This window comes from Protofrankia sp. Cj5 (assembly GCF_917627405.1).
GTDB lineage: Bacteria > Actinomycetota > Actinomycetes > Frankiales > Frankiaceae > Protofrankia.
Map to the genome: position 1 here is coordinate 1 of NZ_CAKJTO010000055.1, position 22,492 is coordinate 22,492.

11 protein-coding genes are annotated in these 22,492 nt (G+C 65.2%); 5 read left to right on the top strand and 6 right to left on the bottom strand.

Annotation, left to right across the window (positions count from 1 at the left end; translation table 11 throughout):
• Nucleotides 1-352 precede the first annotated feature (352 nt).
• The 4 genes from MJ777_RS13440 to MJ777_RS13455 all read right to left on the bottom strand — a co-directional run bounded on the left by MJ777_RS13440 (nt 353) and on the right by MJ777_RS13455 (nt 5,393).
• Nucleotides 353-1,495: a glycosyltransferase family 2 protein gene (locus MJ777_RS13440; RefSeq protein WP_239348245.1), complete on the bottom strand. Its 1,143-nt coding sequence runs from the start codon at nt 1,493-1,495 to the stop codon at nt 353-355.
• 238 nt (nt 1,496-1,733) lie between these two features.
• Nucleotides 1,734-3,089, bottom strand: a complete 1,356-nt coding sequence (locus MJ777_RS13445) for a glycosyltransferase family 39 protein (protein ID WP_239348246.1) — start codon at nt 3,087-3,089, stop codon at nt 1,734-1,736.
• A gap of 229 nt (nt 3,090-3,318) precedes the next feature.
• On the bottom strand, nt 3,319-4,593 hold the full coding sequence (locus tag MJ777_RS13450; RefSeq protein ID WP_239310304.1) for a glycosyltransferase family 2 protein: 1,275 nt from the start codon (nt 4,591-4,593) through the stop codon (nt 3,319-3,321).
• Nucleotides 4,594-4,859: 266 nt separating this feature from the next.
• Nucleotides 4,860-5,393, bottom strand: coding sequence for an SCO family protein (locus MJ777_RS13455; RefSeq protein ID WP_239310303.1), 534 nt, complete (start codon nt 5,391-5,393; stop codon nt 4,860-4,862).
• A 1,268-nt stretch (nt 5,394-6,661) separates the two neighbouring features.
• On the opposite strand from MJ777_RS13455, the gene MJ777_RS13460 reads away from it, so the two are divergent.
• The 3 genes from MJ777_RS13460 to MJ777_RS13470 all read left to right on the top strand — a co-directional run bounded on the left by MJ777_RS13460 (nt 6,662) and on the right by MJ777_RS13470 (nt 15,441).
• Nucleotides 6,662-9,166, top strand: coding sequence for an ATP-dependent Clp protease ATP-binding subunit (locus MJ777_RS13460; RefSeq protein ID WP_239310302.1), 2,505 nt, complete (start codon nt 6,662-6,664; stop codon nt 9,164-9,166).
• Nucleotides 9,167-9,422: 256 nt separating this feature from the next.
• Nucleotides 9,423-10,928 carry a metallophosphoesterase family protein gene (locus MJ777_RS13465; protein WP_239376485.1) on the top strand — a complete coding sequence of 502 codons (1,506 nt, stop codon included), beginning with the start codon at nt 9,423-9,425 and terminating at the stop codon, nt 10,926-10,928.
• Nucleotides 10,929-11,283: 355 nt separating this feature from the next.
• The gene (locus tag MJ777_RS13470; protein ID WP_239376487.1) at nt 11,284-15,441 is read left to right on the top strand and encodes a DUF4062 domain-containing protein; all 4,158 of its coding nucleotides are present in this window, start codon (nt 11,284-11,286) and stop codon (nt 15,439-15,441) included.
• A 506-nt stretch (nt 15,442-15,947) separates the two neighbouring features.
• On the opposite strand, the gene MJ777_RS13475 is transcribed toward MJ777_RS13470, so the two are convergent.
• A complete protein-coding gene (locus MJ777_RS13475) occupies nt 15,948-16,148 on the bottom strand; it encodes a hypothetical protein (RefSeq protein ID WP_239376489.1) in 201 nt (66 codons plus the stop codon).
• 269 nt (nt 16,149-16,417) lie between these two features.
• On the opposite strand from MJ777_RS13475, the gene MJ777_RS13480 reads away from it, so the two are divergent.
• Both MJ777_RS13480 and MJ777_RS13485 read left to right on the top strand, forming a co-directional pair.
• Nucleotides 16,418-17,662, top strand: a complete 1,245-nt coding sequence (locus MJ777_RS13480) for an XRE family transcriptional regulator (protein ID WP_239376518.1) — start codon at nt 16,418-16,420, stop codon at nt 17,660-17,662.
• 264 nt (nt 17,663-17,926) lie between these two features.
• The gene (locus tag MJ777_RS13485; RefSeq protein WP_239376528.1) at nt 17,927-19,531 is read left to right on the top strand and encodes a PP2C family serine/threonine-protein phosphatase; all 1,605 of its coding nucleotides are present in this window, start codon (nt 17,927-17,929) and stop codon (nt 19,529-19,531) included.
• Between the two features lie 42 nt (nt 19,532-19,573).
• Here the strand turns inward: MJ777_RS13485 and MJ777_RS13490 are convergent, their stop codons facing one another.
• Nucleotides 19,574-22,042, bottom strand: a complete 2,469-nt coding sequence (locus MJ777_RS13490; RefSeq protein ID WP_239376530.1) for a hypothetical protein — start codon at nt 22,040-22,042, stop codon at nt 19,574-19,576.
• Nucleotides 22,043-22,492: the final 450 nt, after the last annotated feature.

Genomic DNA, 22,492 nt, shown 5'->3' on the forward strand with positions numbered 1-22,492 from the left:
ACCAGCGGCGTCCAGCGTCTCCAAAGATCCATTCTGCAACATATTCGTCGCGGCAGCCAGGGCCGCCCGTGGCGCGGCTGCCACGGGCCCGAGAAGCGCCGTGAACATGACCGCCACGGATAGCGCACCGAGTGATCTGGCAGTTTGCCAGCGCCGCCATCGGCGACGGCGCCCGATATTTTCAGGACCTGTCATCGACAATCATCTTCTCCAGAGTTCTCGGGGCAGCCGCCCAGGTCCCCACCAGCAGTGGGGCGGTAAACTGCCGGCAAGGCTGTGGGACTTGCCGCGGTTGTCCGGGCTGGGCTGTCGGAGGTCCCAGCTGGACCATCGGCAGCCGCCGCTTGCGGGTTCATGCCGTATGTTCGGCTAACACGTTTTCAAATGCCTCCCGCTCAACCATGATCGCCGTTTCGGGCAGGTGTCCGGTGGCTTTCTTCCCACGGCGCCGGTAGACCAACCGGTCGATAAGCAGAAATCGTAACGCGAACGCGATGGCCAGCGTCAGCAGAGTGCCAGCCATAACGCTCAGGCCCCACTTTTCGACAAAAAAGGCGAGCAGTGGCAGCCGCAGGAACAGATCGCTGCTGTTAAGCAGCATGAAGGGCCCGATCCGGTGCCGCCAGGAGCCCTTTTTGTCGGGCCAGACGAGTAGTTCACAGCCGAGGAAGTTCCACCCGTTCGCGATTTGCGTAGCCGCTATGGCGGCGACAGTGTAATGCAATCCGAGCAGGACAAGTGCGGCGGTACCGAGAACGTTGGGCAATAGCCCCGTCGCGCCAACGAGCGCGAAGCGCGCCGCTCGCGGAACCCGGAGCCAGAAAAGATGCCGAACAAACCGCAGCCCTTCGAGGACGGAGGCATTGGATTCGCCCGTATGCCGTTTCGCAAACGAGTACGGGATCTCCGCTACACTGATCTTGTCCATGCGGACGAGCAGCTCAAGCAAAATTTTGTAGCCACTTGGCTGCAGATTATCAAGATGAAGCGCGCCAACCCGGACGAGGAAGAATCCACTCATCACATCGGTCACACCCCGCAGCCGGCGGGGGAAAACCAACCGGGAGACAAGACTTGCGCCGGACGACACAAACCTGCGCATACCATTGGCCAGTCCGGCGGCGTCCCCGTTCCCGCGATAGCGACTGGCGATCACCATGTCCGCCTGATTGGCGACTGCGGCGTCATACAGCGTCGGCAGAGCTTCCGGCGGATGCTGAAGATCGCCGTCCATCACGACCGCGTAAGGAGAGCGTGCCGAGCGGAGCCCGTCGACGACCGCACCGCCGAGTCCCCCCCAACGGACAGCCGGTGCACGATGATAAAGACGGACCGTCACGTTGAAGTTCCGCCGAACGCTTTCCACAGTCTGTGGCGTGTGGTCGGTGGAGTCGTCGACGAACAGAACTTCGGCAGCCATACCGCTGAGCGCCGCGTCCACCCGGTTGAGAAGCGGCATCACGTTACCCGCCTCGTTTCGCGTCGGCACGATCACCGTCAGCTGCGGCCGCGGCCCGGATTCCGCTCTTGAATACTGTGCGGGAATCCCATCGACCGCCGCCCGCTCCGCCGGACCCGGTTCGGGCTCCTGCGGGGACGCTGACGGGGACTCGACGGCGGCACCCGCCGCCTGTTTCTTTTTTCGACTCACGCTACCCCCAGATCCACTGGTTTTCAGACAGTCTTGAAAGCCGCTTGTCGCCTGTCCGCCGTCGATTCAGCGCGGCTGTGGATCACTTTGTCACCGCTCGGAGCTCAACCGCGGCCGGACCCGTGCCAAAACGTGCGACTACCCGCGAGTGTTCGACCGCGATACCCATCGTAGTCAGCCCGAGAGTCGAAATATCCTGCCGCATGAATGGTGTGAGGATGATGTAGTCCAGATCGCGCCAGCCGTCCGGCAGCTCTTTCTTTGCCGCACTGTCAAGATCTACTTTGTAGTACCAAATCGTATGCCAGGGTGAAGAGAAGCCGGCATGGTAAACATCCTGCCACATCGTGTTATCCACGACGATACGACTGTCCCGTGGGATCGCCGAGGTTCGCAGATAAGCTACGGCCGCGACGTGTTCCGTATTGTTAGAAGATGTGAAAGCCCGCGCGAGGCCAGGCTGCCATGCGGCACCGAGCGCCACGATGCCGACGGTAAAAGCCGCGAGCAGGCTGCCGTCGCCGATCAGTCGCGCCGGCTTGCCCCACCGCCGCGTGGTCGACCACGCCTGGTCGACCACGCCACCCACGCACAGCGCGAGAAAGGGCAGCGCCACGATGATGAACATCTGCGGCAGATAGCCTTTTCGTAGCAAGGTGATTCCCAGCAGCACGACCACCAGCCCGATCGGGCGAAGCCGACGGATGGTGAGCGCGAAAAGAGCGCTCAGGGCACCCAGAATCAGCAGCCACCGGTCCAGCTGCACCCAGCCGAGGGCCGTGGCGTGAGCCGACGCAACCGGGTCGAACACCGAGCCCGAACCGGACCGTTTCACGAACTGGAACTCCATCGCGGCCTGCAGCGACACACGGATGGGGCCAGCGAACAGCTCATTTTTCAATAAAGCCATCAAGGGATATACCAGGCAAATCAGCACAAAACCTGACCAGAAGCCCACGGAGGCGAAATCCCGGGTCCTCGCGTAACTGGACTGCCAGCCCGCGAGCGCCACGGCGGGCACCAGTATGGCGGTGGTCTCCTTGGTCAGCACGGTAACCGCGAGAAAAACTCCGGCCAGCACATAGTGCCAGAGGTGCTGACGGGGCGTACAGGCGAAGTAGAAGGCCGCGATAAGCCATGGGATCGCGAGGTTGTCCAGATACACCTGACGCAGAAAGGTCACGGAGATCGGCGAACAGACGAACAGCAGGACGGCCAGGACGGCAAAGGGCCGGCGGATATCCAGCCGACGAGCCAGCAGGTAGAGCAGCGCAGCCGAGGCATCGGCGTAGAGGAGCATGATGGCGCGCCCAGACGAGACCGTCAGCGAGCCCCCGTGGAAGGCCGGGATCCAGGAAAGCGCGGCCAGCTGTATCCAGCCGAACGGCGGATGGTCATACCAGTAGGTGTATGGCGACAGCGCGCCGTGCGCCCGCACCCATTCGGCCTGGGAGAGATAGGTTCCCTCGTCGTCCTGGACAGTCGGGTAACCGTGGAGGTTGACAAGTAGAACTATGGTTGTGATCATCACTAGCCCCATGATGATCGCTACATCCGGCCACCGCCGCCGCTGCCGGTCGACCGCCGCCGCGGGTGTTCGTAAGGCGCTCAGGACTGGCTGCGGTAGCACTGCGGTCATGGACACGTTCGGATCCCCCTGACTTTCTTCAGGCCGCGTCGTCGGCGGTTGCGGATGTACTCAGATGGGCTCCGGCGTGGGCGGTCTTCTCCCACTCGAAGTTTCCGGCGAAGAAACGAAAGGCTGATCTCACGGCCGCCCACGAGAGGATCAGCTGATAGGCGGGCATAAAGAACACGAGACTGGCATAGTCACGAACCCGGATACGAAAGTCGTAATCCCGGCCGAATGCCCGGAGCGCAGCCGCCTCGAAGCCGAGCATGGCGATCGTCGGGACAGCCGGCAGAAAGGAGGTCAACGTGACGACCATCGGGAACTTACCGGCCACGACAGTCAACAGCGCGACCGGGAGCACTAGTCCCGAAAACGCCTGTGTCATCGGTTGCGTAAGGGTGAAGCGGGCGAGGTTCCGCGCCCGGCGGGTCGGCAGCTTCCGCCAGTCGCCCTTATGGAGTACCTGCATAAAACCGAGATTCCACCTGGTCCGTTGCTTCACCAGGGCGTATATCGTGTCAGGTGTCTCCTCTCGGGTGACGAGACGAGGATCGAAGGCGACACTGACCTTGCGGCCGAGCGCGGACAAGCGGACACCAAGATCGCAGTCCTCGGCGAGGCAGTTACCATCCCATCCGTTCACTTCGTTGAGCAGCGTCCGGCGTACGAACACGGTGTTTCCACCGAGCGGGATGAACTGCTTCTGGGCATGCAGATGCAGCCGTGAACGGAACCAGAAATAATATTCCAGACAGTTGCGGAGAGAAAACCAGCTGGACTGGAAGTTGACGAGCTGGACCGCACCCTGGACGACGTCGGCATTACTCGTCTGAAATACCTCGTCAACATGGGCGAGCAGTTCCGCGGCCGCCAGTGACTCCGCGTCGAAGACGCCTACGATGTCGCCGGTACAGTCCGCGAGGGCGGTGTTCAGCTGACGCGGTTTGTTCTTGACTGCGGACTGGTCGACCGAGATTTTCAGACCTGGCTGGCCGGCGGCAATTTTCTGTACCACCTGCACAGTCGATGGGTCATCGTGGCCGACAGCCAGAATTATTTCCACCTGCGGGTGCGTCTGGCTGACGAGACGGGCGACGGTCGCGCTCAACACCGCCTCGCTCTCGTGGCGGGCGGGAACGATAATCGAAAAACTGTGGCAGGGTTTGCCCATGGCCGGCAGGTAGAAGGTCTCGTGGTACGTTTCAGGCGTGCGCCATGCGTGCAGCATCCACCACAGATTGGTGCCGGATGTCGCGAACAGCGTGAGAGCAATGATAACGATTGCTGCCGAGACAAGGGCAGACAGCAAGGTCGTTCCTTTCACCTTACGGGTATCAACTACAACCCAAGATCGGGGGGTGAACCGCCGAGTTCCGTGCTGGCTGCCGGACCGCGAGGTGTTACCGGGAAAAAGGTCCTGGACTGCCGCCGCACACGGGCCGGCTCATAGTGGCCGCCCCCGCCACAGCTGCGTTTGCCGGTCACCGCTGCGAGTCCTCCGCATGTCCCGGATCTCCTCCCCGACGGTCAGTGCGCGTATCGTGCGTACATGCTGTGTACACGGAAAGGCACCCACTACAACCGATTCTCCAGCAACAGGGGAATATCATGTGAATAGTCAGCGACGGTCGTGCTGGGAAAATATCCGGCGCGGGCGGTGCCATCCGGCGCGAAGGCGGTCACTCGGGACACGTGCTGAACCAGCCAGCTCCCATCGGCTGCCTGTTCGGGCGGAACGACCGGGAGCCCGAGGGCCGCTGCGTAGTCAGCGATGTCCGCCCATTTTCCAGTGAGGCCGATGAAGGATGTGTCGAACTGATCAAGCCATCGACGCATCGTCTGCGGCGAGTCACGCTCAGGATCGGTCGTCACAAAAACAAAGGTGGTCCTGGCCCGAACGGCCGGGGTTTGCTGACCGAGAGCCGCGGCAATGTCGGCTGCCGTTGTCGGGCAGACGTCCGGGCAGTGGGTGTAGCCGAAAAACACGAACGCCAGCCTGCCCGCGGTCCCCGACCGCACATCAAACGGAGATCCATTCGTGTCGATGAGGTGGCTGACTGGCTGGACGACCGTCGGATTCAGGGGCCGGCCCGCGAGGGAAACGGTCACGCTCGCTTTTCGTCCGGACACGCTCGCCGATCCAGCCGATGCTCCACAGGCCGAAACAAGGGAGAGCAGGACAGCGGTGGCGATCGCCAGCTCCGCCCGCCGATCGGCCGCGTGGCCCCGCCCACACGGATCGATCCGTTTGCCGGGCAACAGGCCCCGGCGGACAGCCGCTTTCGGGCCATCGGCTCCCACCGCGCCTGACGATCGGCGGCGAGCGAGCTCCCATGCGGCAGAGCGGAGACGACGGTGACTCGATGGTGTTAAGAGCCGGTTCATCCCCCCACGCGTTCCCCCCCGTTCCATCGGTCGACAAGTCGACTCCCGGTAACGTACGGTAGATTGTGACGACACGGCCTGCTGTTACCTTCCAGACGATCCGTCGATGACCGACCCCAATCGGTCATCGGCAGCTCTTCGTGGCAGACGCAAGCCGGATAGTGCATGTAGTGACATCCCCCAAAAAATGCCCTGAGAGGTGATGCTAGCAGGAGCCGAGGGGTGCGGGCAGCGCGGCCTCCAGCCAGGAGCGCGAGCTGAATATTGGGTATTTTCTGGCTGAAAAAAGTTGATTGGTAGATAATTTTGTCCCCATGGCGTGATAGCGATCCGTTGATCATCGATCAGGCATTGCGGTTATAAAGACCACACGCCCGGTCACCGCGGTCGCGCCGAGCCATGACAATCAGCATTGTTGTCAGCCGCTCCCCCGATAACCAATCCAGCGTTCGGGGCACGGAAAATCCCGGCCATCGAACCAGCCAGAGCCTCTTGCTTTTGTTTTCCAGGCGGCCAGCGCAAGGCTGCCTGATGATCACTACTTGCCCTCCGCCCAACAGCGGATACAATTAGCTACTGTAGCGCAATCAACAAGTAAGATTTTTCATCTTTTATACAAGACTATAACCAAAAGTACACAAAATATCACTTTCAGCAACTAGCGGCAAGCGACTGACATCTGGACCGAGACCCTTGACCACCAATGATCGGGTGTGACCCGATCACCCGGTAGCTGGGCACACCGACCCGGTAATCATGAGATTTCGTTCTGCTCTCGGCGGAACAGCGGGACGGAATCGCTCCCGGTCGGTCACCGTTGACCAAGACGTCTTCGCTGGTGGGCCGACTGTCCCGGTTGGCCCGCCGTCCACGACGAAGAGGGCGAGGCCGGCGGGTAGGTTTCCGTTCGATGCGTGGGGACATGCCTCGGCGGAGCTAGCATGCGGATACCGGCTGCCGTGTGGTCGGTCGCACCGCTCGAAGGAGCGCACATGTTCGAGAGATTCACCGACCGGGCACGTCGGGTCGTCGTCCTGGCTCAGGAAGAAGCCAGGATGCTCAACCACAACTACATCGGCACCGAGCACATCCTGCTCGGACTGATCCACGAGGGGGAGGGCGTCGCCGCCAAGGCACTTGAGTCGCTCGGGATCTCCCTCGAGGGTGTTCGGTCACAGGTCGAGGAGATCATCGGGCAAGGCCAGCAGGCGCCGAGCGGGCACATCCCGTTCACGCCCCGGGCCAAGAAGGTGCTCGAGCTGTCCCTGCGGGAGGCCCTGCAACTCGGCCACAACTACATCGGCACCGAGCACATCCTGCTCGGACTGATCCGTGAGGGCGAAGGCGTCGCCGCGCAGGTACTGGTCAAGCTCGGCGCCGACCTCAACCGGGTCCGCCAGCAGGTCATCCAGCTCCTGTCCGGCTACCAGGGCAAGGGCGACCCCGCCACCGCCGGTGCCCCGGCCGAGGGCACCCCGTCGACTTCGCTGGTCCTCGACCAGTTCGGCCGTAACCTCACCGCGGCCGCTCGTGAGTCCAAGCTCGACCCGGTCATCGGGCGCGAGAAGGAGATCGAGCGCGTCATGCAGGTGCTGTCACGCCGGACGAAGAACAACCCGGTACTGATCGGCGAGCCCGGGGTCGGCAAGACCGCGGTCGTCGAGGGGCTGGCACAGGCGATCGTCAAGGGCGAGGTCCCCGAGACCCTGAAGGACAAGCAGCTGTACACCCTCGATCTCGGCGCGCTGGTCGCCGGGTCCCGCTACCGCGGTGACTTCGAGGAACGCCTCAAGAAGGTCCTCAAGGAGATCCGCACCCGCGGCGACATCATCCTGTTCATCGACGAGCTCCACACGCTCGTCGGCGCGGGCGCCGCCGAGGGCGCGATCGACGCCGCCTCCATCCTCAAGCCGATGCTGGCGCGCGGCGAGCTGCAGACGATCGGTGCCACCACCCTGGACGAGTACCGCAAGCACCTGGAGAAGGACGCCGCGCTCGAGCGCCGGTTCCAGCCCATCCAGGTCGCGGAGCCGTCGGTGGCACACACCATCGAGATCCTCAAGGGCCTACGCGACCGCTACGAGGCGCACCACCGGGTGTCGATCACCGACGGCGCGCTGGTCGCCGCGGCGTCGCTGGCCGACCGGTACATCTCCGACCGGTTCCTGCCGGACAAGGCGATCGACCTCATCGACGAGGCCGGGTCCCGGATGCGTATCCGCCGGATGACCGCTCCGCCGGACCTGCGCGAGTTCGACGAGCGCATCGCCAGCGTCCGCCGGGACAAGGAGTCCGCGATCGACGCGCAGGATTTCGAGAAGGCCGCGTCGCTGCGTGACAAGGAGAAGACCCTCCTGGCTGAGAAGGCCAAGCGGGAGAAGGAATGGAAGGCCGGCGACATGGACGTCGTCGCCGAGGTCGGCGACGAGGAGATCGCGGAGGTGCTGGCGATCTGGACCGGCATCCCCGTCTTCAAGCTCACCGAGGAGGAGACCGCCCGTCTCCTGCGCATGGAAGACGAGCTGCACCGCCGTGTCATCGGCCAGGAGCAGGCCATCAAGGCTGTCTCCCAGGCGATCCGGCGTACCCGCGCGGGCTTGAAGGACCCGAAGCGTCCCGGTGGCTCGTTCATCTTCGCCGGCCCGTCCGGTGTCGGTAAGACCGAGCTGTCCAAGACGCTGGCGGAGTTCTTGTTCGGTGACGAGGATTCGCTGATCCAGCTCGACATGTCCGAGTACATGGAGAAGCACACGGTCTCGCGACTGGTGGGTTCTCCGCCCGGTTATGTCGGGTATGAGGAGGGCGGCCAGCTCACCGAGCGGGTGCGCCGCAAGCCATTCTCGGTCGTCTTGTTCGACGAGGTCGAGAAAGCCCACCCGGATGTGTTCAACACTCTTCTGCAGATCCTGGAGGATGGTCGGCTGACCGACTCCCAGGGCCGGCTGGTGGACTTCAAGAACACCGTTCTGATCATGACGTCGAACCTGGGCACCCGGGACATCTCCAAGGGCCCCGGCATCGGGTTCGCGACCGGGCAGGGCGCCATCGATTACGAGCGGATGAAGGCGAAGGTCCAGGACGAGCTCAAGCAGCACTTCCGGCCTGAGTTCCTGAACCGGATCGACGACATCATCGTCTTCCACCAGCTGTCCGAGCAAGAGATCATCCAGATCGTGGACCTCATGCTGGCCCGGGTGGACGTCCAGCTGAAGAACAAGGACATGGCGCTGGAGCTGACCCCCGCCGCCAAGGCACTGCTCGCCAAGAAGGGCTACGACCCGGTGCTGGGCGCCCGGCCGCTGCGCCGGACGATCCAGCGGGAGATCGAGGACGTCCTGTCCGAGAGGATCCTGTACGGGACGCTGCGTCCCGGCGAGATCGTCGTCGGCGATGTCGAGGGCGAAGGCGAGGCCGCCACGTTCACCTTCCGAGGTGAACCAAAGCCGAACCAGGTGCCTGACGCGCTGCCGATCGATCTGGCCAAGTCCAGCGAGTAGGAGTCGTCTTACGGGTAGGACCCTGGATCAGGAAGGGGCGGTTCCGCGGCAGCGGAGCCGCCCCTTCGCCATGTTCGCCATACCGTCTGTGCGGCATCCCACAAACCGCCCCGAACCCTTCACGGGCTGTCCGATACCCGTCGGTGTGGCCGGCGGAACTCGTCCATGTCCTCCGGATAGCGTTGACACCATGGCATAGCAGACAGCAACAGCAGTCAACGGTAACGGTGATGGTGACAAAAAGCGAGGAGGGTAGTTGGCCCCGCGCGCGGGAACTCCCGTTGAACACATCCATCTGACGTTCGGCCCGGACCCGGCGAGATCAATGGCCGTGTCGTGGACGACACCGATCATGGTCCGCCACCCGCGGGTACGCTTCGGCAGCCCTCCGGGCGGTCTCGATCGCGAGGTCCCCGCTGTCACCCGGGTGTACACCGATGGCGTCACCGGCATGGACGTGATCAATCATCACGCCTTGCTCGGGAACCTCGAGCCGGATGCCATGTACGTGTACGAGGTACTGCATGACCGGATCGCCCGCGTTGAGGGTGGGACGCTGCGGACGGCACCCGACGGCCGGGCGCGCTTCACGTTTACCTGCTTTGGTGATCAAGGAACGTCCGCTGCCTACGACCCGTTCGGCACCCCGGCGTCCGAGCACGTCGTGACCGGCATCGAACGCATCAACCCGCTGTTCACCCTGATCGTCGGCGATCTGTCGTACGCCAATCAGCGCAGCAACCCACTCCGGGCATGGTCTGACTGGTTCAACATGATCAGCATATCCGCTCGGCACCGCCCGTGGATGCCCGCAGCTGGCAACCACGAGGTCGAACGCGGTAACGGAGCGCATGGGCTGAGCGCTTACCAAAGCCGCTTTCTCCTACCCGACAGCACTGATCCCGCTGATGACCTCGACGCCGTTGGCGAAATCACTGACCGCGCGAACCCGGCTGTCGCCGGCCTGTGGTATGCCTTCACCGTTTCGAGCGTGCGTTTTGTCGTCCTGCAGAATGACGACATCTGCTATCAGGACGCTGGCATGATGTACATTCGCGGTTACAGTGGCGGCCGGCAACGGGCCTGGCTCGCGAAAACCCTGCGCCAGGCCCGCGCTGATCCGAGCATTAATTGGATCATTGTCTGTATGCACCAGACCGCCGTGTCAAGCGCCGCACAGCACAACGGCGCCGACCTCGGAATCCGTCAGGAATGGCTGCCGTTGTTCGATGCCTTCGAGGTGGACCTTGTCCTGTGTGGGCACGAGCATCATTACGAACGGACATATCCACTACGTGGGGTAGTCGATGGCTCAGAGGTGCTCACGCCGCGGCCGGCGTCATACGAGACAGATGTGATCGACACCTCAGCCGGAACCGTCCACATGGTCCTTGGAACGGGCGGCTCCTCAGCGCCGTCAGCCGGCAAGCTGTTCGATCCGCCCGAAGGCCGAGTGATCGTTGGCGGAGAGCCGCGGAAATCCGACCCGACGCGGCTTCGCGCGATTCACGCCCGCGAACCAGCGCCCTGGCTGGCGCTGCGCGCGCCGGAGCATCCGTACGCATTCGCCGGCTTCGACGTGGATCCGGGCGAGCCTGGCGGCGCAACCCGCATCCGAGTGACCGTCTACGACAGCTCCGGCCCCTCGCCCGTCCCCTTCGACGCTTTCACGCTGGTCAGAACCTGTGCTACCGCCACCGACCGGACCGGCGACCAGACTGGCGCCCACGGCGACGAGACCGTCCCCACCCGGACCCGCTGACCGCTGACCGCTGACCGCTTGCCACCGAGCCAAAGCCGAGAGCTTGCACCGATGGTACGAAATTCGTTACCTTCTGTTCGCGTCCCGGTGGGAACACGGTGGACCCGCGGGTTCCCCCGTACCTCGCGGGTTGATCGCCACCGGGGCGCGCATCGAACGGGAACGCCTGGTGATTACGCGCGGACGTCATATATCAACAGGTCCGTGAACCGATAAGAGCGCCCGCGACAGAGACGTGGATCAAGGAACGGGGCTGGCGTGCGTGCCCCAGCCCCGCGATGCGGCGTTCCCTGTTGCCGGAGCCCCCAAGAGCGCCGCCGAAACCGGGGCCGCGACAGCTGTGTACCGTTCACCTGTGCGTAGAGCGACGAGGGTGCTGCGGATATTTCTCAGTCATACCTCCGAGCTGCGGCGGTTTCCCACCGGTGCGGCCGGTTCGTTCGTCCATGCCGCCGAGCGGGCGGTCAGTCGCGCCGGGCATGTCATCGTCGACATGGCCTATTTCACCGCGCGGGACGGTAAAACGGCCAGCTACTGCGAGGAGGCGGTTGCCACCGCCGATGTCTATGTCGGTCTTTTCGGCTTCCGTTACGGGTCACCCGTCCAAGACTCACCCGATATCTCCTACACCGAGCTGGAGTTCCGGACGGCCGCTGAGCTCGGCATGCCCCGGCTGGCGTTCCTGCTTGACGAGAAGGCGAGCATCCAGGCGGAAGCCGTCATCGACCTCGACCACGGACCACGCCAAGCCGTGTTCCGGCAGGAGGTGGTGAACTCCGGAGTGACCGCGCACTACTTCACCACCCCGGACGGTCTCGAGCGAGCGCTCTACCAGGCTCTGGTCGAACTTGCCCCGAGCGGCGCGGACATCGGGGCCAGCGGGGCAACGCGCTCCGGACCGGTGAACATGGCTCCAGAGCTGACCCGGGTCCCTATTCCGCGGCCCGAGCTGTCCCGGCCGCTGGTAGATCTGCTGTGTGCGCACGACGGCAGGCCGGTGGCAATGACCACGGCGCTGCACGGTGCCGGCGGGCTGGGCAAAACGACCCTTGCCCAGGCTCTGTGTGCCGATCCCGAGGTGCTGGAGTGGTTCTCCGGCGGCATCCTGTGGACGACGCTCGGCGAGCAGATCTCCGGCCCGGATCTCGCTGGACGTGTCAATCAGCTCGCCGAGGTGCTCGACGGGCGGCGTCCGACGTTCGTCGACCCGCTCCAGGCCGGGCGCCATCTCGGCCGCCTCCTTGACCGTCCGGGCCAGGACGCGACGGGTGGAACCGGCCGCCGGCTGCTGGTCGTGGACGACGCGTGGCGAACCGACCAAATCGAGCCGTTTCTCATCGGCGGGCACGGCTGTATACGGTTGATGACAACCCGCATTCCCAGTATCATCCCGGCCGACGCACGAGCGGTCGCGGTCAACGAAATGCCACCTGACCAGGCATTCGACCTGTTGACGACAGGCCTGTCACGGGACGCCCTGACAGGCGCGGACCTGACGGGCCTGCTGTCGATGACGGGCGGCTGGCCAGTGCTGATCTCTTTGGTCAACGGCCAGCTCCGGGCCCGGATGAATGCCGGCACGACGCTCGCCGAAGCCGTCGCCTGGGTGGAACGCGCTTCGGAGCACCGCCCCGGACTACTACGCCCCGGACTACTGCGCCCCGGACCGTCACAAGCCGGACCGTCACGAGCCGCTCCACCGCAACCCGCTCCAGCGCTATCCGCTCCACCGCCGTCCGGTCCACCGCCGTCCGGTCCACCGCCATCCGGTCCGTCATGGCCCGCAACACCGTCCAACACCCTTCCGTCCCCACTTACGGACGGCGAATCGCGCTCCGATGCGGTCAGCTCAGCGGTCGCGGCCAGCCTGACCTTGATCGGTGACGATCGCCTGCCGCTCGTCACGGCGCTTGCGGTGTTCAGTGAGGATGTGACGATCCCGTATGTCACGCTTGAACGTTTCTGGGCCCAGCTGGACCAGTTGAGTCCGCAGGACAGCAGCCGTCTGTGCGGCGACCTGTTACGCCTCGCCCTCGCGACCGCGGCCGGCGCGACCGAACCAGGGCTGCGGCTGCATGACGACATCCGCCGCGCGTTGCGCCACGAATACGCCGCCGACCGGCCTGGCGGTGACGCTGATCGGTTACCGTCGCTGCACCGCGCGCTGATAGACGCGCACCGTATCGGCCTCCCAACCGAACCGGATGGGCATACCGCCTGGTGGGCGCTTTCGCCCGACGAGCCCTACCTGTGGAACCACCTCGCCGGACACCTGCGCCTAGCCAGCATAGCTGGCATGGCCGACATGATCGACAACACAGCGGCCGATACCGCCGATACCGCCGACGACACGACCGCCGATACCGCCGAGAGCACCACTGACGACACGGCACGTGACCCGGCAGGGATCGAGCTGGACGCACTGGTCATTGACTTACGCTGGGTAACAGCTCGCCTGCGGCTGCACGGAGTCGCCGCGATCAACGCGGACCTGGCGCTGGCCCGGGACCCGCGTGCGCCCCTGCTGCGGACCCGCATCGAACAGAACGCCTACCTGCTGACTCCGACCGACCCCGCGCACGCGCAGGCGGCCACCCTCGTCAGCCGGTTATGGGATGATCCGGACTTCGGCGCGGCAGCCCGGACCTTCAGCGCGGCCCAGCCAGCCGGGCGTATCACCCCCGCCTGGCCGATGCCCGATCTCCCAGACCCCGCCCTGCTGCGTGTCCTCACCGGCAACCCACGCGTTGTCGTTGGTATCGCGGCCAGTCCGGATGGTCGATGGGTCGCGGCGGCGGGTTCGGACACATCCGTTCGGGTCAGCGAGACCAGCGGCGGCCAGCAAAGCATGGTTTTTCCTCCGGCGAAGAGCGGGTTGATCCTCTCCGTCCGGTTTACTCCTGATTCGAAGTATCTCCTCCTCACGACAAGCGAAGGTTTCCTGCTGCGGCTGGACGTGGCGGCCGGCGACCTCACCGTGACCCGCCCCTTCGCGGGCGGCCGCTCACCGCTGCTTGATCCGACCGGCCGCTGGTGTGCCTGCACCGATCAGGACTCGCTTCGGGTGATCGATGTCGACACCGGCCAGGAGCGCCGGGTCATCCGTGGCATCATGAGCGCGAAGCCGCTGGCATTCAGCCCGGATGGGAACCATATCGTCTGCGCCGGCGGCAAGATCGACGTCTTCTATTTCGTGAATCTCGCGACCAATATAAGCCAGGCACGTCAGGTACGGCTGAGCCCGCGCCATTGTGTGGCGCTGACCGCGGACGGCTCACGGCTCGTCGTCGGCGAGGAAAGCGGACGGATAGAGATCACAAAATGGTCCACCGGCACGGTGACCCACTCGTTTTCCGGCCACACCGGAAAAGTGACTGCACTGGCCGTACATCCCAGCCTCGACCGGCTGGTCTCGGGCGGCCACGACGGAACGGTCCGGGTCTGGGACCTCACCGACGACGACCGGCGGGTGGTCCTGCACGGACACTCCGGTCCGGTCACCGCAGTCGCCCTCAACGAGGACGGAACCATCATCTCAGCAGGCGAGGACACGACCGTCCGGTTGTGGGACGCCTCCCGCGCCTGGCCGGGGGCCGGACGAAGCTTCCGCCCGGTCGAGCGGCCGGTCTTCGCGGGCAGTACCGCCGCGGTGCTGACGCACCCGAACGACGGCTGGTTCGCCGCGGCGGAACATGACGGCGTCCATCTGGTGGACTCCTCCAGCAGGCTCGAGCTGCGGGTCCTGCCCGGCGCCGGAATCACCTCGCTCGCGGTCAGCCGGGACGGCGAAATCCTCGCCCTCGCCGGGGAGGACCACTACGTCCGTCTCTACGAGACCGGCTCAGGCCAGCCGCTTGCCCGCATGCCGTCCGTCCAGCCGCCCGCCCAAGTAGTGATCAGTCCACAGGATCAGTACATAGCCTTCGCCGGACGGCTCGGCCGATGGATCCACGTCAGCCGCCTGACCGCGGTTGCCGACACCACGAGGCGACTGCGGATCCGGCGGGGCACGACCACGTCCCTGCACTGCGAACAGTACGTCCGCGCGATCGACATCACCGCTGACGAGAGGACCCTGGTTTCCGTCGACGGCACCGGCACCTTCCGGCGCTGGAGCCTCCCGACCGGAAGACCACTGGATACCATCCAGTGGGAGGGATTCACGGTGGCGGTGATGAAGCTGGCGCCGAGCGGTCACGATGTCGTGTGCGGGGCCATCGACGGCAACATCCACGTTTTCGATCATCGGACCGGTTCCGCGGCCAGAACCGTCACCGGCCACGCGGGCCGAGTGACCGACCTCGCTTTCACCCGCGATGGCAGATATCTCGCAACCACCGGTGACGACCAGTCGGTCCGGGTATGGCATACCGGTTCGTTCGAGTGCATCGCCGCGTTGACAGTGGACGGACCGCTGCGTTCGGTCGCCTGGTACTCGACCGACAACCGGCTTGTCGTCGGCGGCGACGGAGGCCTGTATGTGTTCGACCTCGTCCACCCCGATCGAGGCTGATCAATACCGATCGGGATTGATCAGGACCGGGCCGCCAGATCTGACCGGCCTTCGACGCCAACCCCGCGGCGCGCTCGAGCGTCAGAGGATACAAGGGGTTCCCGGCTCTGGACGGAGGGTCGGGAACCCCTCTCCACGGCCCCCGGGCCCACCGGGCATGCCAAAGATCAATAATCCCTGAGAGCGCCCGAGGATAGGGCGTTCGATCAGCGAGCGGCTCATCCGCGCCCGGTCCGGCAAGGCGGCGGAGGAAGGCGCCCTGGTGGTGGGCGCCGACTGAGGACAACGCGGCCGGGCGGGACGCGGGGAGCCGCGAGCCGGACAGTCCTGTCCTCGGGCGCTCTAAGCCAGGGCCTTCGCTCAGCACACCGGGAATTGCGTGCGCGGGATTCCGCCGCGACCACGCGCATGATATTCGCGCCACCGCTACGCGGACGCCGCTTGCGCGAAGATCCTGCGCGAAGCTGAGCAGCCGGATTTTCCCAGCCCTTGAAAACCATTCCAGATCACCAGCCGTGCCCAGCCTTCGGGACCGTCCCGAATGATCGGGCCAAAATGATCGGGCCAAACAGCCGGCCGGGACGGATTCCCAGCGTGCCGGAGCAGCCCGTGAACGCGACCAGCACCTCGGCCAGCACCTCGGCCACCAGCCCGGCCAGCAGCCCGGCCACCGCCTGAACGGACGTTGCGGCAACGAGGTTGAACAACCACAACCATCGACCTGTTGAACCTCAACAGCCGGTCGACCGTTGGGTTTCTTGCACACTTCGGGATATAACAACACCGCGGACGCAATCTTGCACTACTTGTTCCGCCCCCGAGCCTGACGTACGCTGCACCAGCGGCAGTCGTCGGCCTGGTTTTGCTGTTTATCTTGGAATGTCCCGGGTACCAACCTGTGATCACGATGAAGCCTACGACTACGGCTGCAAGGCCAACGACTATTTCCTGACTGGCCATTTTGAGGAGGCCGGGCGTGAGAGAACCCAGCAGTCTGCTCGGGCGGTCACGGGCTTCTCGGGAACTTGGAGCCCGCCGTTCTCGCCGTGGCACGGCGGCCACCGCCGCCAGCGCCGGTTTTGTTCACAACGGAATCACACTGACCGCTGACGCCCCACCATGGACGCTCCAGCACCTGTGGGCGTCCGATGGGCTTGACGCCGCGCTGGAAGAGATGACCAGCCGCGTCCAACGGCCCGCCGTCCTCACCTTCACCAGCGCGACGCTCGGCGCGGTCGTCCACTCCTGGCTCGTCGCGCCTCCCGTCCGATCCGTGGCGGTACTCAACGGCAGGCACATCAACGAGGCGCTCGTCGCCGGCTTCACCGAGCGCGTCGACGCGTTGCGGCGGATGGACGACGTCCTCGGCGGGGAAGACGTACATGGGCTTGCGGTATCCGAGCTACGGGTGATCGTCCGGCTGCTGCGCACCGGCGCGTACAGCCAGGACCAACGCGCGCGGCTGTATGCCGTCGCGGCGGAACTCGCCCGGCTGGCGGGCTGGGCCGCGTTCGACAGCGGCCGCCACCAGATCGCCCAGCAGTTCTGGCTGGTAGCGCTGCGTACTGCCCACGAGGCCGGTGATCGGGCCATCGGCGCCAACATCCTGCGCTGCATGGCCGAGCAGGCGGTGCGCTACGGCGAACCCGCCGACGCGGTCATCCTGCTGCGCGCGGCCCGCGCGGGTGCCGCGAACGTCCTCACAGCGACTGAGAAGGCGGTACTCGCCGGCTCCCTGGCCATCGCGCACGCTCAGGCCGGCGACATCCAGGCTGTGCGGACCGAGATCGCCGAGGCGTTCACCCAGATCGAGCGGGCCGACCCCACCCAGGACCCGGACTATGTGTACTGGTGCTCCCGGTCGACCATCGAGTACTACGCCGGCAAGGCTCTGTTGTGCCTCGGTGATGCCGCCAGCGCCATCGGGCATCTGAGCCGGTCCGTCGACGAGCTCAACGCCTGTGAATACCCGCGGGAGCTGGTTCACCACCGGGTCTGGCTAGGCGTGGCCCAGGTCGACGCGGGCGAGGTCGAGCAGGCTGTCGACCTCGGCTACCAGGCGATCGACCTGGCCGGTTGCGTCGCGTCGGAGAACGCGAGGGTTGATGTGCTGACCCTGTGCAGCGCGATCGAGATCGCCGGGCATCCCCGGGCCGCCGCCCTTGCCGAGCACGCCCGCAGCGCCCTGCGGTGCGCCGACCGGGCACCAGTCCGGGCCTGACCGGTGCCCGGCCACCCATCGGACCACGGACCGTCTCCGTCCCCGCGGGTTCGTCCTGGCATCGATGGCACGGCTGCCTGACACTGGTCTGACCCGTTTCGGACACTGCTCGTCAGCGCTGGTCAAGTCGTGTCGGTCCCTTGTGTCGATGTCGCGACACATCCATCGGCTGATCTGCCTTGATGCCATTGAGTGGGTACGGGGGACGCCAGCGCGGACGTCCGCTAGCGTGATCGGAATACCCGCACGTGGGGGACGGAGGCCATGGACAGTTCGGTGGTACCCATCACATTGATCGTGGTGCTGCTGATCGGCGCGATTCTCTTCGTCGTCGTCTCCAGCCGCGCCTCAGGATTCGGCCCAGGGCCGGCGCATCCGCCACGCTCGGCGGCGCCCACCGGGAGCCCACGGCCCAGACAACGCCGACGTCGGCGGCAGGGGGTCCTCGCGACATTGCGGGGCTCCCTGAGAAACCCGGCCGCTGCCACCCGCGCCGCTGGAGCGGGCGTACCGGGTAGACCGGCCAGCGCGGGTCCGGCCAGCGCGGGTGGACCGGCTGGACCGGGTGGACCGGCGGCTTCCGCTGGCCCCGGCAGCCTGGGCCAGCCGGCCTTTTCAGGGACCGCAGGGGCCCCCACCACGCCAATACCACCGCCATCCGGTGAACCACCGACGACCGCCTACGTCACGCTGTCCGACCTGTCCGACGACAGGCAGCCGGACGTCTGGTCGACCCAGCCGGCCCACGACTCCGCGCATCGGGATTTCGAAGCCACGGCGACCGCGGTCACCACAGCCGCACCGGTCAACGCGGCGGCATCCGCCGCCGGACAGCCCCGTCAACAGGACACGACCGGGTGGACACCGCCACCCGTCGACCCGCCCCCGGCCGCGACAGCAGGCATTGACGTGCCTCACGCCGCCGGCCACCGTGCTGACGGGCCGTACCCTGGCAACGTGGAACGAGGCATGCCCGGCGGCCAGGATGGCTTTGGTACCGACGAAACGGCGATCACTCGAATGAGCGCCGACTATTCGGACCACGGCAATGCCGGCGCCGGTGCGGTTGGCGGCCCGCGGGAGGACCACGCCGCGACGCTGCCACCGGAGCAGACGATTCCCCCGGTATCCCCGCTGGTCGCGAACGAGCCCGATGTCTCCACCTCGCCAGCGCTGCGGCTGGCCGCCGCGGGGCGGACCCGACGAGGCAAGCGCGGCGGTCCCAACGAGGATGCCTTCGTCGTCCTCGACGGCCTGCTGGCGGTCGCCGACGGGGTCGGTGGCGAAGCGGCCGGCCAGATCGCCTCCACCCTTGCGGTGACCACCGTGGCGAGCTTCCGCCCGCAGTACGCGGCCGACCCCCGCGACGGCCTGCGGGGAGCGCTCGACCGGGCCAACCGGACGGTCCGGGAGAAGCCGCTGCAGGAGCCGTCCTGGCACGGCATGGCCTGCACCCTCGACGTCGTCGTTCTCGGCCGGCAGCATGACACGGGTGAGACCCTGTTCGTCGCGCATGTCGGGGACAGCACCGTGTGGCTGCAGCCCGGGCGTGGCCGGCCTCGCCGGCTCACCACCCCGCACGCCATCAAGAACGGGCCGCTGCTGAACGCGATCGGCCTCAACGAACAGGTGGAGCTGGACCTGCTGGAGGAGCCGGTCCAGGCCGGCGACCGGGTCGTCCTCGCCAGCGACGGCATCACCAAGGTCATGACACCCGAACAGCTGGACGGTCTGCTGATGGAACTCGGCACCATGAGCCCCGAACAGGCCGCCGACGCGCTTGTGGACGCCGCTATGATCGCTGGAGCCCGCGACGACACCACTATCGTCGTCGGTGACCTGGTCACCGACGACGCAGCCGCCCGGTAGCCAGCGGGCTGCCGTCGCGCGAGCCGCGCCCTCCGGCGAAGATCACTGGACCTCCCGGAGAACCGCGACCGCGGTATCCCTTGCGGCCAGCCGTACCGATTGCGGGTCCGTGGTGGCAGCGCTCACACACACCGCGATAGCAACTGTTGGATTATTGGCCGGGGCGAAACCGACCGCCCAGCCGGCTTTGTCGCCATCGACAAAGCCGGCGCTGGTCGAGCTCGTCATCAGCGCAAAGCCCGGGTTTCCCTCCGCCGTTGCTTTGCGTATTTCCTGCGCTGCCTCAACAGCCAGCCTCACGTCACCGATCCCGATCGCGCACCTGTTCGCTGGAGCTTCGACGAGAAGATGCGGACAGGGCGGAGGATTACCGTTGCTCCCGGCCGCCAATGCGGACGCCACCACCGCCAGCTGAAAGGGCGTGACCCGGATCGGGGCATCAGCAGCCACCGCTGACGTGGCCCCGCAGCTCTTCCCCAGCAGTATCGACGACGCCGCGACCTGGACGCCGTTCACCGAATGAGGCATACCGTCGAATCCCAGACCGCACGCGATCTTCTGCACCCTGTCGAGCGAGCTGCCCTGGATCAGCTGCTGTTGGAGGAACGCCGCGGTTCCCGGGCAGAGGTACCGAATCATATCCGGAAACTTCCCGCACTTTTCTTCCCCGGAGCTGGGGTTGACAAGCCGGGAGAGTGCGTCCTTGTCCATCGCGACCGCGCTGAGCACCGCGGTGAGCTCACCGGGATCAACAGCCAGGCCCACGGCGAGATTGTTGTTGCCAGCCGCCTGGCCACGGGTGGCGACCGCCCGTACCCCGCCGTCCTTGGGATCGATTATAACAATCGCCCCGGCGGGCTTGCTACTGACACCCCCGATGCCCTCGACGCTGGCGCCGTCCAAAGCGCTGACAGCCCTGTCCTGCCACTTCCTGGAAACCGTCAGCATAATCTTATCCGGCGCTGGCCGTGCGCTCGCCGCATGCAGCGCGGCCTCGGCGAAGACCGCGGGGACGTCAGGCGCCTGCCACACTCCGCCGCTGTTGACAACATTCTTGAAATCGCCGTTCGCCCCAACGACAGAAATACCAACGGGACTTTTTTCTTGGCCAGCTATCACAATCATGAGAACAACGAGAATGAGGAAAATGAGAAAAATAATAGGAACGAAGACACGTGGGTCCCCGAGATTTATCCTCCCAGGTCGGCCGCTTTGCTCCACGCCGCTGGCGGGGGAAGTGCCAGTCCCGGCAGCCGGAGTCCATTCGGGACGGTGGGACTGCTGCCCTGGGGGAAGTGCCTGCGGAACGTAGGTTGAGGGCGACGACGACCAGGTTGGCTGCCGGTTGTTCTGGGACCGCCGGTAATCGGCATCGGCCTGCGGTGCTGGTCCGAGAGGAGTCAGATCAGCACCCGTGGGCCGGGAAATGGTCGGCTGAGTGGCGATCGGGCTTTCATCAGGATCCCGAGGACGATATGAGCCCACCGTCGGCGGAGGCTCCGTTGGGGGGACTGTAGCCGTGGCACGATCGCGCTCGAATGCCCGGTGTGCCTGTCCGCGTAGCTTCTCAAGCTCTCGTCGGATCTGCGGACCGATCGGCTCACCGGCCAGCGAGTAAATCCCCGCGACCAGGCAGTCGATCAATTCCTGATCGTGCAGATCCACGACCGTGACCTCAGAAATTACCCTTTGAACAATTTCCCGGCCGTATTGGACCCGCGCGGCGCATTCAGTTCGAAGCGCCTCCTCAAACTCATGGTTCTCGACGGTACGGTTCCGTCTCCGGACCTCGGCACGGAGGTCCTCGAGCGCCTGGGCGTCATCCGCGACAACGGAGGGTATCGGGAACGGACTATCGCGGAAGCGGCGAAGACATATCCAATGCAAGGTGGCGATGTGCGGGCCGGTCAGCCCACCGCCGAGCCGGAACAGATCGACGAGCAGATCAATGATTTCGAAAGTGGATGGTGGATTCTGTACTGTGATCCGGGACGATTCGTCCCGCATGCCCGCCAGGAGCCGGCCCTCGCACAGAGCGCCCACCGCGTCGCGTGCTTCCCTGGCCGCGGCCTCTTTCGACTCCTGCCGTTTCCGTGCCAAACGAGACCGAAGCTCTTGGACCGTCCTGCTCAGCTCGGCCGCCTCCGCGGGCGGCCGCACGTAGCTTGAATCAGCGGCGACCGCAGCGGCATTGACGCCTCCGAGCAGCTCGCCGATTACATCACTTCTTCTATTTAAGATCGCGAAAACCGTTTCGTCAACCACCCGCAGAATATAATTGGGCAGTTTTGTATCAACACTGCCGGTACGGCGAGGAAGATCAAATTGCGAAGGAACGAAATCACTCCCCGGAGCGAATACGAGCTGGCTGACCGCCCGCAGTCCGAGGACGTCCCCGTTCGTCAGCCAGGCCATATCGCGAATCATGTCGACAAGAATGTTGACGACCGCGATCTCAGTATTCGCCTCTTCCGCTACCCGTTGGATCCCCGTTCCATATACGGCGCTCACATGCTCCCTGAGAGGCAGGGGGTGCGGAGGCTTCCCCGGGCTTATGGGTATGCTGGCCGAGGACGGGACCGAAGATGGGGTTGCTGGCATTTCGGCCACGGGCAAGACAGGGGCAGGACGCGGGATGGAAGGCCCCTCCGGCGAGCTCAGCCATCCCCGTAGGCCGGAATTCTCCGTCAGCCGCTCGCACCACCCGCGGGGATCATCCTGGTTGAACGGTTCCGACACAACCTCGTCGAAAATATGGCGATCAGTTCGACGGGAAACCCGCACAAGAATATTGGCAGCCGTTAGGAAAATCTGGTCCGGCAGGCTTTCCCGGCCGTCGAGGATGGTCACATCACGACCCTGCCAGGTGAATTTCTGGGTCGCGAAAACCACCCGCGGCGCCGTAGCGGCCGGTATGTTGTCTTTCTGTGAAGTCGAGAATGAAAAACGCCTGGCGAGAGC